Raw genomic sequence first — 13,099 nt, 5'->3', positions numbered from 1 at the left:
TGAACAAGTGTATTAGATATGGAAAAAAATGTTATGCTCCGAACAAGACTAATTCATTAACAGAACTCAACTTGATATACGCTTTCGCGAAAGCGGAAATACCTATCACGCTAATCAGAATAATTAAACTAGTAATCTTGAAATGTTGTCGCTTGACCTTTATTCATTTTAAGTAAATTAAATACAAAAACCGGCCGAAGCCGGTTCTTATTTACTATGGGATTGAAATTATTTTTTGATCAGTCCTATTTCAACGAGACGCTGGTGCAAGAATTCACCGGCGCTGATGTCTTCATATTGTTTAGGGTTCTCCTCTGTGATACATTCCTCCAGGCAGTCCAGTCTCATGTCGCTACGCGGGTGCATGAAAAAAGGTATGGAGTAGCGGCTGGTATTCCACAATTCTCTCGGCGGATTTACCACACGGTGGATCGTAGAGCGCAATTTGTTATTTGTGTGACGTTCCAGCATGTCGCCTACATTGATCACGAGTTCATCTTCACCGGCGATGGCATCCAGCCATTCACCTTCTCTGTTTTTTACTTGTAAACCTGGCGCGCTCGCTCCCATAAGAAGCGTAATAAGGTTGATGTCACCATGAGCTCCTGCACGCACGGCGTTATCAGGCTCCTCTGTGATAGGCGGGTAATGGATGGGACGCAAAATACTGTTACCGTTGCTGGCCCATGGATCAAAATACTTTTCATCAAGACCTATATAAAGTGCAAGAGCACGCAATACATAGATACCGGTTTTCTCGAGCATGCGGTAAGCTTCCATACCTACTTTGTTGAATTCTGGGAGCTCGTTTACGATCACATTATCTGGATAATCCTCCTCAAGTTTTACCTCTGGATCTACCTCCTGACCGAAATGCCAAAATTCTTTGAGATCACCTTCTTTCTTTCCTTTGGCATGTTCTTTACCAAAAGACACATAACCACGCTGGCCACCTATTTCTTCACGCTCATAACCGCGTTTTACGTCTACGGGAAGTTTAAAGAATTGTTCTACCTGGCTGTATAACTTTTCAGTGAGTTCATCATCCAAAAAGTGGTTTTTCAAGGATACGAAACCTATTTCTTCATAGGCTTTACCTATCTCATTGATGAACTTCTGTTTTCTTTTAGGATCATCGCTTAGAAAATCTGCGAGATCTACGCTAGGTATATTTGTCATAATTTCAAATTATTGGTGTTGCAAGGCAATCCATCTGGCATGCAACTTTCATCGCTATATCTACAAAAATACAATTTATAGCAATAGCAAGCTATAACGAGCTATAATTGTTATTTACACTGGCTGTTTTATAGATCTAGATCAGATAATAGGTAAGACTAATGAGATAGGAAACAACTAACCAGATAGGAATGGATAGAAGTTGAGCTTTTAAAGATTGATAAATGGTCGCGATCATATTCCAGTTGTAGAGAAATATGAATGTGAGTAGAAGGTAAGCGACGAGCGTGTATTCATCATATAGATATTTTTCATGTTCCCACAAATCAAAGCTGATCAAACTTGAGACATACCTAAAAATCATCATCAGTGAAATAAAATAGATCAGTATGATTTGAGTATTAGATGATCTACTTTTTGCTCTTTTTCTTTGAAGATACCTGTGGTTAGAATTCAACCAAAATTGAGTTGTAATACAAGAACCAAGACTAGATGAGGCTAGTGAGAAAAAGTATAGAGAATAATTATTAAGTTCAAAACTTGAGATAACGATTCCAATCGCCGTCAATTATTCCAGCATAAATGAATTGACATTTAAATAACATCACAAACGAACAAAAAAGCACTAAACTCAAAACAAAACCAAACAAAACCCCTCCATAAAACCTAACTTTACCTATCTCATGGATGCTAAAAGTCGGTTTATATCGATTCATGGTTGATTTAATGGCAGAAATATCTGCTCTAAGATAATACATGATTTTGAAAATAACTGAATTGCTTTTGAGTTACACATTTTTATGTAATAAGTCAATAATTGTGATTTTTGTTACCTTTTGGCAATTGGCCAATCCTTAATTTTGTTACAAAGATTAAGAGATGAAGCACAAGTCTATGCTGGTAAGTATTCTCACTTTAAAATGTCCTCGTTGTAGGCAAGGAGCTTTTCTGGAAGCTAATCCTTATAAGTTGTCAAAAATGAATAAGGTGCGCGAGCATTGTCCAAAATGTGGGCTGAAATATCATATAGAGCCTAGTTTCTACACAGGTTCAATGTATGTTTCTTATGGAGTGGGAGTTGCGGTCGCTGTTGCGGTTTTTGTAATCTTAGCCATCTTTGACCTTATCGATGATCCTCTAATCATCTTTCTAGCCATTTTGGGTACTTTAATTTTGACTTTCCCCTATATAGGTGCAGTATCTAAATCCATCTGGGCACACATGTTTATCAAGTTTGATAAGGATATTGCAGAGAAGGTGAAGAATGGAGACTTATGAGTTAAGAGTTCAGAATTCAGAATTATCTTTTGAATGAGCAAATGCGAGGACTAAGGGCGCAGTACTTGAAGTTCGTTTGTGGAAATTTAGAGTTATGAATTCAGAGTTCAGAATTTAAATAGGAGTTTAGAGTTTGTGAGCGGCGGATAGCATCCGTTTGTAAGATTTTGGCATTTGGCATTAGGGATGAGGTGATGCGAGATGCGGTTTGGCTTATCTAATTATTTCTGCTTTCGCTTTGACTTGCTTCGACTCCGCTCAGTGACCACCTCTCAGCGACCGCGGGAAAGAGTACTCAGAATATCGCAAATCAAGTCAATCCGATTGCAATTTGAAGTTTGGAACTTGGAATTTGGAGTTTGGAATTTCATTTGGAGCTTTTTTCCTCTTGTCTCTTGATTCTTATCTCTTGAATCTTTACCCTCAATTTCTGCTTTTATTAACCTGATAACGAATCCATTTGATTATATGAAACAGTAAAAATCCCGCAGGGCCCATCATGAAGGTCAATAAGAGAATGGGAAACATCAGCCATTTATGAAGTTTTACCGTTCTGTTTTGAACGACAAGCCACATGCCTACGGCAAGATCAAAAACCAAGTAATGAATCCAGCCGGCCAATACCGCATCTTCTGTAGCAAATAGTTTCGTTAAGCCTTTTAGCGTTTGGAAATCTTCTGGATTTGCTTGAGAGAGTCCCGGAATGACTAAAATCACGTAACAAACCGCAAGACTTACAGGCACCAATGGCATTTTGATCAGCCATTTTGTGACTTTGTTATTGGGTGCTAGCAAAAGCATGAGCCACATGGGTAGCACGGCGGTATTGACGATCTGAAAAATGAGCTCATTGTCCATTTAACTTATACTTTTCTGAATCTTTGTTAATTTACAAACATTATCTCAAGCAAACTTTTTTACCAATTCCATTTCTTGTTAATGGATTTATAGAATTCCTCTAGACTATTAGGCAGAGGTTTATGATAGTTCTGGCTCGTTCCATAATTCGTATCCTCCTCGACTTCTTGATAGGTTCCCGCGATCCCTTTACTTACTTTTCCTTGATCGTATAATTTCTTAATCTTATCAAGCCTAGATTTTAAATTAACATCCACTAGATTAGACACAAAAAGCCCCAAAAAGTCCCTATCTACAATTTCAGCCTCCTCAATTGAAATATAAAAATCCAGCACCTTTGCGACGGAGGATTCCACGGTTTTCATTGAAAAATCTCCGTAAATAGGGGCATTTACAAGTGCAGAACCCGCTAGAGCTCTGCTGTAGGTATAGACACCTTCATTACAAGTAAATTCCGCTAGCTCATCCAACTCTTGAGTTTGTTTAACGATTGCGGGTACGATAATATCTTCTCCTAGATCTCCTATGTAAAATTCATAGAAACCAGAATCTTGATCAATAAATTCTAATAGGTGCTTTAAAGCAAGAGGTACTTTATAGTAACAAAGACAAATTATGGCGTGAATATGAAAATTGATGTGTTCTTGACCCAATCTGTCAGATGAAAAGGCTTCTGAAAATTGCGGGTATTTTTTAACAGCATGTTGAAGCGGGAGAATAAGGTCGCTAGATTCAAAATCATTGTCATTGATCATATTCACGACAGGCAAATACGCATCGATATCGTTTTGATAAATATGTTCCTCAAACTCTTTATTGTGATATACGGGAATATAATCAGGATCCTCACCGGTATAGTTTCCTTCAAAATCATCAGATAAATCAGAATCTAAAATATTTCTATCTACCGCCATCATCATCGTAGTCCTGAAAATTTGTTCTTCTAGAATTTCCAATTTAAAATGCTGACCATTGATTTCTTTCAGGTTATCCAAAATATCCTCTGCCTTACCCGGATCATTTTGTGCTAAAAAATAGCAAGCGACCACGTGATAAAAGGCAAAAACCTCATCTTCATGAAAAACAGTTCTTTCTGGAAATATCTTTGCGATTGAGAAATCAGATCCCAAAACGTCCAAAGCTTCATCCAGATCACCAGTTTGAACATACTCCGCCGCAAGATTAATGGTTGCGTAAGGATAGTCTGGGTGCTTTTTTAAGATGTATCTGTTGTATTTATACCCTTTTTCATGATCGTCGTTGATCATGTAATAGGACATCAGGGCATTTTTGAACTGGGGAACGTTGGGATATTTCTTAATTGCCCTATCGATACGTTTAAAAACGTTTCTTTTATTCTTTGAAACATCGTATTGAATATCACTCAATAAAGCCTCACCAAAACGATCCAGACCAGATTTGTCACTTAAAAAAGAAGGGTCGTTCGTAATATTTAATTTTTTGAGTTCAATCATGGATCCTCTGATTTTGATTACTGCTCTTCTACCCACTTCCTCGCATTCACAAAAGCTTCCAACCAAGGAGTGACTTTATCTCCCTTTCTATCTTTAGGATAATGCGCCCAATTCCATGGGAAAGTGCTGCGCTCGAGATGCGGCATCATGACCAAGTGGCGGCCATCATCACTGCAAAGCATGGCAGCATTATAATCAGATCTATTTGGGTTTGCGGGATAGCCATCGTAAGCGTATGTTGCAGGAATTTTATATTGAGATCGCTCTAACGGTAGCTCAAATTTACCTTCGCCATGAGCCGCCCATATTCCCAAAGTCGATCCAGCGAGCGACTTCAACATCACGCTATTGTTTTCTTCTATGCTTACGCTGGTAAACTGGCACTCAAATTTACCCGATTCGTTATGAAGCATTTTTGGCTTTTGATCGTGATCTGGATTGATCAATCCCAATTCGACGAAAAGTTGGCAACCGTTACAGACTCCAAGACTCAAAGTGTCTTCTCGATCAAAGAAATTCTTCAGCGCTATATTAGCTTTATCATTGTACAGAAACGCTCCTGCCCAGCCTTTGGCACTTCCCAAAACATCGCTGTTTGAGAAACCACCTACGGCTGCGATGAACTGCACATCTTCCAAGGTTTCACGACCTGAGATCAGATCGGTCATGTGCACGTCACGAACTTGGAAACCAGCAAGATGCATGGCTCGTGCCATCTCGCGCTCGCTGTTGCTTCCTTTTTCACGTATTACCGCGGCAATCGGTTTTTTTGCTGGGTTTTCTGGTAATTTTCCATCAAAATGCTGTGGAAATTCAAAACGCAGCGGCTGTTGCTTGTAATTTTTAGCGCGCTCGTCGGCCATGCCTTTTTTGGACTGCTGGCGATCGAGTAGGTGCGAGGTCTCATACCAGGTGTCTCTGGCTTGGGCAATATCTATTTTGTGCCCATCGACATCAAGTTCTGAACCTGTAGTTGCGTATCCCAATTTGTAAACTGGTAAACCGATTCCCTCTAGAGCTTCTGCCGCTTCATCATCAGTAAGTTGGAGGACGAGACCCGCGTTTTCGGCAAAAAGGGTTTTGATACGATCTTCTCCACATTCCTGAATCGAGATTTTCATCCCGACGTTTTGACTCGGGAAGCACATTTCGAGAAGGGTTGTAATCAAGCCACCGCTCGAGATGTCGTGACCTGCGAGTATTTTTTCTTCTTTTACGAGACTCTGTATGATTTGGTACGCTTTCGCGAAAGCGGAAACATCAACAACATCTGGACATGTTGCACCCACAGCGTTCATAGTTTGGGCTAAACTGGAACCACCCAATTCAGGGGCGGAACCACTGAGATTGATGTAATAGATGGGAGCGTTTGTGTTAGGCTGCAGGACAGGCTCGACCACCTTTGTGATGTCGTCGCAAGAACCCACGGTACTGATGATCACCGTTCCCGGAGCAAGCACGTCCATGTCTGGATATTTTTGCTTCATGCTCAGGCTGTCCTTACCGGTAGGAATATTGATGCCGAGGTCGATAGCAAATTTGCTCACCGCTTCAACGGCCGTGTAGAGACGGGCATCCTCACCAGGATTGTTGCAGGGCCACATCCAGTTGGCACTCAAACTCACACCCTTCAATCCTTTTTCCAGCGGCGCAAAAATCAAGTTGGTCAAGGCCTCTGCAATCGCATTGCGGGATCCGGCCGCCGGGTCGATCAAGGCAGCCACCGGTGCGTGTCCCAAGGTAGTCGCTACGCCGTTCTTTCCCTTGTAATCCATCGCCATGACCGCCACGTTGTTAAGCGGTAACTGCAACTCGCCACAAGTTTGTTGTTTAGCCACCCGACCGGTAACACAACGGTCTACTTTGTTAGTCAACCAGTCCTTGCAAGCCACCGCTTCCAGTTTTAAAACGTTCTCTAGATATTCATCCAGTTTATCGTTCTCATAGCTGACGTCTTTGTATTTGCGATCGATACTCGCATCGTTCATCACCGTTTTAGGACTAGAACCGAACATATATTCCAGCGCCAGATCCATGGGGCTGCGACCGTCTTTTTCGCTAAAGACAAATTTGTTGTCTCCAGTCACTTTACCCACTTTATACAAAGGCGCGCGCTCACGAGCAGCGATTTGCTCCAAAATGGGAGTATCTTTTTCTTCCATCACCAGCCCCATGCGTTCTTGGGACTCGTTTCCGATGAGCTCCTTTCGCGAAAGCGTAGGGTCGCCCACCGGTAATTTTTCTACATCGATGACACCACCCGTTTCTTCAACCAATTCTGACAGGCAGTTGAGGTGGCCACCAGCGCCGTGGTCGTGAATGGATTTGATGGGGTTTTCATCGCTTTCCACAAGACCGCGTATGGCGTTTGAGGCACGTTTTTGCATCTCTGGGTTAGAGCGTTGTACCGCGTTCAGCTCGATACCGCTGTCCATTGAACCTGTATCTGCGCTACTTACGGCAGCGCCGCCCATTCCTATGCGGTAGTTGTCACCACCCATAACGATGATGTCATCTCCTGGCGCTGGTGTTTTCTTAAGCGCCTGTGATTTTTTACCGTAGCCTACACCGCCGGCTTGCATGATGACTTTGTCGTAGCCTAGTTTGCGAGGTGCCGGATTTGTCGGCCCTTCGGCTCCGTGGTCATTGAGCGGCCCTTCGGCTCCGCTCAGGGACCTTTCTATTTCCTCATCATGTTCAAATGTGAGTACAGAACCTGTAATCAAAGGCTGGCCGAATTTATTCCCGAAGTCGCTGGCGCCGTTTGAAGCTTTGATCAAGATGTCCATGGGCGTCTGGTACAACCAGTCGCGCTCTTTGAAACCGTTTTCCCATGGGCGATTTTCAGCAAGTCGCGAGTAGCTGGTCATGTAAACCGCTGTTCCAGCGAGTGGGAGCGAACCCTGACCACCGGCGAGGCGGTCCCTGATCTCACCACCTGATCCCGTTGCAGCGCCGTTAAAAGGCTCCACGGTCGTGGGAAAATTGTGGGTTTCTGCTTTTAGCGAGATGACAGAATCAAACAGACTCGTCTGGTAATAATCTGGTTTTTCTGGTGTGGCTGGAGCAAATTGTTCTGATTCTGGACCGTTGATAAACGCTACGTTATCAGAATAAGCACTGACGATCTCGTTAGGATTCTGCTTGCTGGTCTCCTTGATCAACTTGAAAAGGGAAGTAGGTTTTTCCTCGCCATCGATTACAAAAGTTCCGTTGAAGATTTTGTGACGGCAATGCTCTGAATTGACTTGAGAAAACCCGAATACTTCTGAGTCGGTGAGTTTTCTGCCCAACTTTTCAGAAAGAGCGATGAGGTAATCGATTTCATCATCGATTAATGCGAGGCCTTCTTGCATGTTGTAAGCCGCAATGTCGTCGATCTCAAGGACACCTTCTGCCTCCACATTGATGTCAAATTGTTGCTGATCAATTCCATCGAACTTTTGCAGCAACATCTTATCAAAGTCCGTATTTTCTTCACAGGCGTGAAATTCCTCGATGCGGGAAATGCCTGCGATTTGCATGTTTTGAGTGATCTCTACGGCATTTGTGGACCACGGTGTAATGGTCGTCGCTCGAGGGCCGGTAAAAAAGCCTGAAATGTTATCCTGATCCAGTCTTGAGCTCCCACCGAAGAGCCATTCCAGTTTTTTGTTGTCCTCCTCAGATAGTTGTTTTGAGGTCTGAACAGCGTAGACTTTTTGGCTGGGAATTCCGTAGAAAGTGATCATCAAGTAGGCTTTTTTGTTGATGCTCGCAAAGATACTTTTTTAAGTGTTAAAATGGAGTGGGTAAGGGGTGATGTTCTTGATGGGAGATCGTGGTGACAAGCTCATTTTTAGATGGTATAAATGCTATTTTTACTAGTACGTCATCAATTGTAAATATTTAGTAATCAGTAATTTATTATTTAAGGACAAATGCTTGTTAAGCATTTGATGATCGTTTATAAATATTTGAAACCGAATATATTGCTGATTATGAATGAATTAGTGTAATTGTGGGGGTGTTTATGGGTAAAAAAGGTATATTGCGGATATACACTAGTTGTAACACATTTGAGAAAAACTAAAGACATATTAATTTTCGTATTTGCTATAGTTATAGTTTCGGCTTTAGCTTATGCGATTTATTTATTCTTTTATGTTCAAAAAAGATACGCTGAAATACCTACCGACACAAAATCAATTTTTACGGAATCGAGATATTTATACGGAATAACATCTAATGACAATCTGAAACTTCGAACGGAATATTTACTCATAAAAACCGTTCGTGATTCGATAATCAAATATGAATATAAAAGTACGACAGATTCGACTCGGAATTTAAGAGTAAGTTACTTGACCAAAAATCAAGAAATTCAATTTAACTTAACTGATTACGTAAAGTATGAAAGCAAAACTATTCGGAGTAATTCGAACTCTGAAATTTGGTTTGATATGTACGAAATGAAAGAGCCGATTATTGACGGAATGAGTCCAGTAATGTTTAATAAAGATTATGGAATTTTAGCTATTGCGAATCCACTCGGACCTTCCGCTTTTTTTATGGATAAACAAAATGACAGTTTACAAGTAATGAAAATAAGTGAAAAATTATACTAAAAAAACGTGTTACAACAATGTATAACCGCAATTACGGCGGATTCGACTACGTCCGAATCCACTCGGAATTTCTAACGTCAGTGCTTAACCGAAAATTATTAACTTTAAATCCGTAACTGACGGTTATACGAGACCGTTGGTAGCAATTGAAACAAAAATCCATAAAATTTGATAAATCCGTTTTTTCATAACATTAGAGCACAAATCTTATCCGAATTGAATCAAGCGGAAAAAGAAATTGTAGTTGCTATTTATTGGTTTACAAATCACGAACTTTTTGACAAGCTCTGTGAAAAAAAAGAAAATGGAATAAAGGTTTCATTAATTGTACATAATGACTTTATAAATAATAGAGAAAATGGTTTAAATTTTCAAAAATTTATTGATTTAGGTGGAGAACTTTATTTTTCCGACTCTGACAATCCAATGCATAACAAGTTCTGTGTGATTGACAATACAGTTTTAATTAATGGTTCTTATAATTGGACATATTTTGCTGAAAGCAAAAACAACGAAAATATTCTTTTAATAAAACAAGAAAACGAGACAATTAGTGCATTTAGAAAAGAATTTGATTCTTTAAAAAGTGGACTTGAATTAGTTAATGAAGTAAAGAAATTGACCAAATTCGAGATTGACGAGTTTAACGGGTTAAATTCTAGAGAATATCTTGCAAATGATATTATTTATGAAGCAAAAGCTACAAACAGACCTGAAATCGTCCAAGAAGCATTTAAAATATCACCTGAAAATATAAAAGTTCAAAAAGAAGCTATAAAACTTGAACTATACGCTAAACGAAAATTGAAATGTTCAATTGGAGCTGGACTGAAAGATAATCAATATTTGGTTGGAGTAGAAAAAGGCACTTTATTGCCTGTTAAAATAACACGAGAAGTTTTTACTAGTGCTGATAATCAAGTTTCTTGCAAAAGTATAATTTATTACGGAGACAAAGAGTTAGCGAACGAAAACAAAAGAATGCCAAATAAAGGAGCGAATGGACAAATTGGAGGAGTTATTATTAGAGGTTTACCAAAATTACCTGCTAGAAAAGCACGAATGAAATTGATTTTTACAATTGATTTGTATGCAAAACTTGTAGTTAAATTTTATTCATTAGACAATGGACGAGAAGACTTTTATCGTGTTGACATAAAGAATTTAGTTTCGGAATTAGAAAACGAATAAACCAATAAAGAACAACAACTGCTACCAACACCGTATAACAACAATTGCGGCTTTGTGTCCTGCGGACACAACCGCGCAAGCATAAAAGTCGGTAATTTTAGCTATCTTAGTTTTTAATCAATCCGCAACTGATTGTTATACAAGACCGTTGTGCGCAAGCTGAAAAAATTCGTAACTAAATGAAAAACACAACTATTGACATAAATGAATCTACAATTAAGGAATACGTGGAATCATTACGTCCCGAAAATCCTGAAATTAGAGAACAAGTTGATATTGGATATTCGTATGACGGAAAAGTTGTAATCCTGTTTGAAATTCGACCAGATTGGCAAGACGCAAAAAAGAAACAACAATTTGACTTTGCCAAAATCCGATACTACAAATCAAGAAAGGAATGGAATTTATATTGGATGAGAGCAAGTGGAAATTGGGAGATTTACGAACCGTTTCCAAATTCTACTTATTTAGATAAAATCATAGAAATTATAAAAGAAGATAAACACGCTTGTTTTTTTGGATAATTTTAAACAAAATATCATTAAAGAAATAGCGCAAGAATTAGATTGCGGATTTGATTGTTATTACAATTTCAAAACTGATGAAATAATTGCAATTCCGAGTTTTTCACAATTTGCGGACGAGGAAGATTTTAAAGAAGCTTTTAGTGACAGTTTAGAAAAAGTGGAAAATCATAAAGCTGATTTTATAAAAATTGAGACATTAGAAAGTTTTGAGTCGTTCAAAATAATGGAACTTTTTGTGAAGCAGATATCTGACCAAAATCTAAGGTCAGAATTGGAAAACCTCTTAGCGAACAAAAAGCCATTTCAGAATTTTAAGCGTAAAATTGACCATTCTGATTTTAGACAAAAATGGTTTGAATTTAAACAAAATGAACTCGAAAAAAGAGTGAGAAATGAATTAGAGCGCGGAAAGCCAGCGCACAACAACGGCTATAAGTAATACGGGATTAGGTGCTTAACCCATAAGAAATTGCTAATTTGCAATGACCGCCAAAACCTTGTTTTGGCTTTTTGAAATAATAAGATAAAAAACCAGAAAACAAGGTTTTGGCTCTGTACCCAACCGAAAGGAAAGTGCGTTTTTGCACCCGCACTACTCATAGCCACGACCGTTACCCACAAGCTGAAAACCAACCGCACATTTTAGCACTTTCGTTTTTTTCCGACACACAAATCCAACGCTATAATAACCAAAAGAGCTAAAATTTTCCCAATGCTTGAAATTTATGTATTTAAGTATTTGCTTAAATAAGAAATATACGTAACTTTGTTATATGGAAAATAATTCTTGCATAAGACAACAAGCCGATATTGAACAAATAAACCGTTGCAAAGACACAGTTTCGGAATTAAACGAATCGTTCGACTATTTGGCAAACGGACTTTCATTGGTCGGAAATAGCGTTCGACTGAAAATACTCTACCTACTCTTTGAGGAAAAAAGACTTTGTGTTTGTGATTTGAGCGACATTCTCGGAATGAACATTTCAGCTATTTCTCAACATTTAAGGAAAATGAAAGACCGAAATCTATTAGAAACAGAAAGAGATGCTCAAACGATTTTTTACTCACTTACGACTGAATATGAAAAATTACTAAATCCGTTTTTTGAGATACTTGATAAAAACAAAATTTTAGAAACGATATGAAAAGTGAAAACAAATTAATTGGTGCAGGTTTGTTAACTGCAATTACAGCTTCCTTGTGTTGTATTACACCAGTTTTGGCTCTAATCGCAGGAACAAGCGGAATTGCTTCTGCATTTTCTTGGATTGAACCTTTTAGACCTTATTTAATCGGACTGACAATTTTAGTTCTTGGTTTTGCTTGGTATCAAAAACTAAAACCTCAAAAAGAAATTGACTGCGAATGTGAGACGGACGAAAAACCAAAATTTATTCAATCAAAAAAGTTTTTAGGAATCGTAACTGTATTTGCAATTGTAATGTTGGCTTTTCCATACTATTCAGGAATATTTTACCCAAATACAGACAAACAAATAATCGTAGTTGACAAATCGGACATTAAAACGACTGAATTTAAAATAAGCGGAATGACTTGTGCGAGTTGCGAAGAACACGTAAATCACGAAGTAAATAAGCTCAACGGAATTGTGAACTCAAAAGCGTCTTACGAAAATGGAAATGCAATCGTTGAATTTGACAAAACCAAAACCAACGAAACAGAAATCGAGAATGCAATAAACTCAACAGGTTATAAAGTAACCGATAAAAAAGAAAACTAATGGAAGTCAAATTAAAATCAGAAATCACTTGTCCTAATTGCGGACATAAAAAAGTAGAAGATATGCCAACAAACGCTTGTCAATTTTTCTACGAATGCGAGAACTGTAAAACGGTTTTGAAACCAAAAGAAGGAGATTGCTGTGTTTATTGCTCATACGGAACAGTTGCTTGTCCACCAATTCAAGAAAATAAAAGTTGTTGTTAAAAAGCCAACGCTAAAAGCCATACACATTTGCAAT

General features: G+C 38.8%; 14 protein-coding genes. 8 read left to right on the top strand and 6 right to left on the bottom strand.

Features of this window, described 5'->3' with window-relative positions; genetic code table 11:
* Nucleotides 1-228: 228 nt before the first annotated feature.
* From BST97_RS05030 to BST97_RS05020, 3 genes are all read right to left on the bottom strand, one after another.
* The gene (locus tag BST97_RS05030) at nt 229-1,179 is read right to left on the bottom strand and encodes an isopenicillin N synthase family dioxygenase (RefSeq protein WP_085766204.1); all 951 of its coding nucleotides are present in this window, start codon (nt 1,177-1,179) and stop codon (nt 229-231) included.
* Nucleotides 1,180-1,315: 136 nt separating this feature from the next.
* Nucleotides 1,316-1,546, bottom strand: coding sequence for a hypothetical protein (locus tag BST97_RS05025; protein WP_157111465.1), 231 nt, complete (start codon nt 1,544-1,546; stop codon nt 1,316-1,318).
* A gap of 166 nt (nt 1,547-1,712) precedes the next feature.
* Nucleotides 1,713-1,937: a hypothetical protein gene (locus BST97_RS05020; RefSeq protein ID WP_085766202.1), complete on the bottom strand. Its 225-nt coding sequence runs from the start codon at nt 1,935-1,937 to the stop codon at nt 1,713-1,715.
* Nucleotides 1,938-2,058: 121 nt separating this feature from the next.
* On the opposite strand from BST97_RS05020, the gene BST97_RS05015 reads away from it, so the two are divergent.
* Nucleotides 2,059-2,457, top strand: a complete 399-nt coding sequence (locus BST97_RS05015; protein ID WP_085766201.1) for a DUF983 domain-containing protein — start codon at nt 2,059-2,061, stop codon at nt 2,455-2,457.
* 423 nt (nt 2,458-2,880) lie between these two features.
* Here the strand turns inward: BST97_RS05015 and BST97_RS05010 are convergent, their stop codons facing one another.
* The 3 genes from BST97_RS05010 to purL are packed head-to-tail and all read right to left on the bottom strand — an operon-like array spanning nt 2,881 to nt 8,521.
* Nucleotides 2,881-3,315 (bottom strand): ABA4-like family protein, encoded by a 435-nt coding sequence (locus BST97_RS05010; RefSeq protein ID WP_085766200.1) that lies wholly within the window; start codon nt 3,313-3,315, stop codon nt 2,881-2,883.
* 59 nt (nt 3,316-3,374) lie between these two features.
* On the bottom strand, nt 3,375-4,790 hold the full coding sequence (locus BST97_RS05005) for a tetratricopeptide repeat protein (protein ID WP_157111463.1): 1,416 nt from the start codon (nt 4,788-4,790) through the stop codon (nt 3,375-3,377).
* 17 nt (nt 4,791-4,807) lie between these two features.
* On the bottom strand, nt 4,808-8,521 hold the full coding sequence (purL, locus tag BST97_RS05000; protein WP_085766198.1) for a phosphoribosylformylglycinamidine synthase: 3,714 nt from the start codon (nt 8,519-8,521) through the stop codon (nt 4,808-4,810).
* Between the two features lie 327 nt (nt 8,522-8,848).
* Between purL and BST97_RS04995 the strand changes: the two genes are divergently transcribed.
* The 7 genes from BST97_RS04995 to BST97_RS16075 all read left to right on the top strand — a co-directional run bounded on the left by BST97_RS04995 (nt 8,849) and on the right by BST97_RS16075 (nt 13,065).
* The gene (locus BST97_RS04995) at nt 8,849-9,397 is read left to right on the top strand and encodes a hypothetical protein (protein ID WP_085766197.1); all 549 of its coding nucleotides are present in this window, start codon (nt 8,849-8,851) and stop codon (nt 9,395-9,397) included.
* 216 nt (nt 9,398-9,613) lie between these two features.
* Nucleotides 9,614-10,588: a phospholipase D-like domain-containing protein gene (locus BST97_RS04990; protein WP_169711529.1), complete on the top strand. Its 975-nt coding sequence runs from the start codon at nt 9,614-9,616 to the stop codon at nt 10,586-10,588.
* 179 nt (nt 10,589-10,767) lie between these two features.
* Complete coding sequence (locus BST97_RS04985; RefSeq protein ID WP_085766195.1) at nt 10,768-11,112, top strand: DUF3024 domain-containing protein; 345 nt, start codon at nt 10,768-10,770, stop codon at nt 11,110-11,112.
* The gene (locus BST97_RS04980) at nt 11,105-11,554 is read left to right on the top strand and encodes a UPF0158 family protein (protein ID WP_085766194.1); all 450 of its coding nucleotides are present in this window, start codon (nt 11,105-11,107) and stop codon (nt 11,552-11,554) included. The genes BST97_RS04985 and BST97_RS04980 overlap by 8 nt, the downstream gene beginning before the upstream one ends.
* Before the next feature lie 334 nt (nt 11,555-11,888).
* Nucleotides 11,889-12,263 carry an ArsR/SmtB family transcription factor gene (locus tag BST97_RS04975; RefSeq protein ID WP_085766193.1) on the top strand — a complete coding sequence of 125 codons (375 nt, stop codon included), beginning with the start codon at nt 11,889-11,891 and terminating at the stop codon, nt 12,261-12,263.
* Entirely contained in the window at nt 12,260-12,859 is a 600-nt protein-coding gene (gene merTP, locus BST97_RS04970; RefSeq protein ID WP_085766192.1) for a mercuric transport protein MerTP, read from the top strand. Before BST97_RS04975 ends, merTP begins: the two co-directional genes overlap by 4 nt.
* Nucleotides 12,859-13,065 carry a GDCCVxC domain-containing (seleno)protein gene (locus tag BST97_RS16075; protein ID WP_085766191.1) on the top strand — a complete coding sequence of 69 codons (207 nt, stop codon included), beginning with the start codon at nt 12,859-12,861 and terminating at the stop codon, nt 13,063-13,065. Before merTP ends, BST97_RS16075 begins: the two co-directional genes overlap by 1 nt.
* Nucleotides 13,066-13,099: the final 34 nt, after the last annotated feature.

Source organism: Nonlabens spongiae (assembly GCF_002117125.1).
In the GTDB taxonomy this organism is placed as follows: Bacteria; Bacteroidota; Bacteroidia; order Flavobacteriales; family Flavobacteriaceae; genus Nonlabens; species Nonlabens spongiae.
Note: the sequence above shows the minus strand (reverse complement) of the source record. Positions and strands in the feature narration are given on the sequence as shown.

Coding starts and splice junctions, on each gene's coding strand:
- BST97_RS05030 (WP_085766204.1), bottom strand. CDS start 1,179: ATGACAAATATACCTAGCGTAGATCTCGCAGATTTTCTAAGCGATGAT.
- BST97_RS05025 (WP_157111465.1), bottom strand. CDS start 1,546: ATGATGATTTTTAGGTATGTCTCAAGTTTGATCAGCTTTGATTTGTGG.
- BST97_RS05020 (WP_085766202.1), bottom strand. CDS start 1,937: ATGTATTATCTTAGAGCAGATATTTCTGCCATTAAATCAACCATGAAT.
- BST97_RS05015 (WP_085766201.1), top strand. CDS start 2,059: ATGAAGCACAAGTCTATGCTGGTAAGTATTCTCACTTTAAAATGTCCT.
- BST97_RS05010 (WP_085766200.1), bottom strand. CDS start 3,315: ATGGACAATGAGCTCATTTTTCAGATCGTCAATACCGCCGTGCTACCC.
- BST97_RS05005 (WP_157111463.1), bottom strand. CDS start 4,790: ATGATTGAACTCAAAAAATTAAATATTACGAACGACCCTTCTTTTTTA.
- purL (WP_085766198.1), bottom strand. CDS start 8,521: ATGATCACTTTCTACGGAATTCCCAGCCAAAAAGTCTACGCTGTTCAG.
- BST97_RS04985 (WP_085766195.1), top strand. CDS start 10,768: ATGAAAAACACAACTATTGACATAAATGAATCTACAATTAAGGAATAC.
- BST97_RS04975 (WP_085766193.1), top strand. CDS start 11,889: ATGGAAAATAATTCTTGCATAAGACAACAAGCCGATATTGAACAAATA.
- merTP (WP_085766192.1), top strand. CDS start 12,260: ATGAAAAGTGAAAACAAATTAATTGGTGCAGGTTTGTTAACTGCAATT.
- BST97_RS16075 (WP_085766191.1), top strand. CDS start 12,859: ATGGAAGTCAAATTAAAATCAGAAATCACTTGTCCTAATTGCGGACAT.